The 1,250-nt window shown below is 60.9% G+C and carries 2 protein-coding genes; one reads left to right on the top strand and one right to left on the bottom strand.

Annotated features, from left to right (window positions below; all coding sequences use genetic code 11):
- A partial coding sequence (locus tag EOA85_RS35535; protein WP_164760142.1) for a universal stress protein occupies positions 1-793 on the bottom strand: 793 nt, incomplete at its 3' end.
- Positions 794-953: 160 nt separating this feature from the next.
- On the opposite strand from EOA85_RS35535, the gene EOA85_RS35530 reads away from it, so the two are divergent.
- A partial coding sequence (locus tag EOA85_RS35530) for a c-type cytochrome (RefSeq protein ID WP_127212751.1) occupies positions 954-1,250 on the top strand: 297 nt, incomplete at its 3' end.

The following is a 1,250-nucleotide window of genomic DNA, read 5'->3' as shown; positions in this document are numbered from 1 at the left end:
ACTTGGTGACGCCACCGAAGATGCGCTCGCGCAACCGGGAATGACCATAGGCGCCCATCACCATCAGGTCGGCGGCAATGTCGACCGCGTGGCGGCGAAGGACGTCGGCGACTGAATGGTTCGAGCTGGGCAGCCGGTCGACCGTGACCTTCACGCCATGCCGCGCGAGATAGGCAGCGGCGTCGGCTCCGGGTTCGGCCCCGTGGCGGTTTTCGTCCTCGACCGGATCGACCATGACAAGGTGCACCTCATCGGCACCTGGCAGCATGTCGAGAGACTCGCGGACGGCACGCGATGACTCCAGACGGGCGTCCCATGCAATCAGCACGCGTTTCGGCTTCAGTGTCGGCCGCGATCCCTCGGGGATGAGTAGCAAAGGCTTTCCCGAAGAAAACAACGCGCCTTCGATCGCTTTGCTTTTCAGCATTTCATTGGCAAGCAACTCCGGTCCAGTAACCGTGATGTCGGCGTATCGGGCACGGCGGCCGATGGTGTCGTCGGCCCAGCCGGCCTCCGGATATTCGCTGGAGACATCGGCCGAAAGCACCCTGCCAGCGAGAAAAGCCGACACGGCAGCGGCTCGCTTCTTCAACACATGCTCGTCAGCCTGACGCTCCTCGAGCCAGGCTTCTGAAACGACCGCCGCATACTCTCCGACTGGTGGCGGCGCAGCAATGGCAACGACCAGAACAGAAAGATGGGCGCCGATTTCTTCGCAAACGTCGGCACCGAGTTTGAGATCGTCATCACCCATCTCCGGCCCGGTTATCGTAAGGATCGTCTTGAAAGCCATGGCGGCTGCTCCCGACGTCAAATTCCATTACAATGGTAACAAGACGGTTCGGCATATTCATTGCGCTGAATCAAAGACCATGCCGACGCCCAATTGATCCGGATCAACTCGTGTACACCTTGACCTAGTACGCTTAGCCGATCAATCGGTGGGTGCGCACATGAGACTCCTCATCGCAGCAGCTCTCGCAACCATGACCTGCGAAGCGTCCAGCGCGCAGGAAATGAGCTATGGCGAGGCGGAGTACCTGAACTCATGCGCGGTCTGCCACGGTCTCGACGGCAAGGGCGATGGGCCCTTGGGCGATGTGTTGTTGAAGCGTCCGGCCGACCTGACGCGTCTTTCCGAACGGAACGGCGGCGCGTTTCCCTATTCGAGGGTCTTCGCGACTATCGACGGTCGCTATGCCTTGCCAAGCCATGGCGATCGCGAAATGCCGGTGGGGGGTCGCTGTCTC

Source organism: Mesorhizobium sp. M5C.F.Ca.IN.020.29.1.1, from assembly GCF_003997375.1.
Classification (GTDB): domain Bacteria; phylum Pseudomonadota; class Alphaproteobacteria; order Rhizobiales; family Rhizobiaceae; genus Mesorhizobium; species Mesorhizobium wenxiniae.
This window is presented reverse-complemented; position numbering and strand designations above follow the sequence as displayed.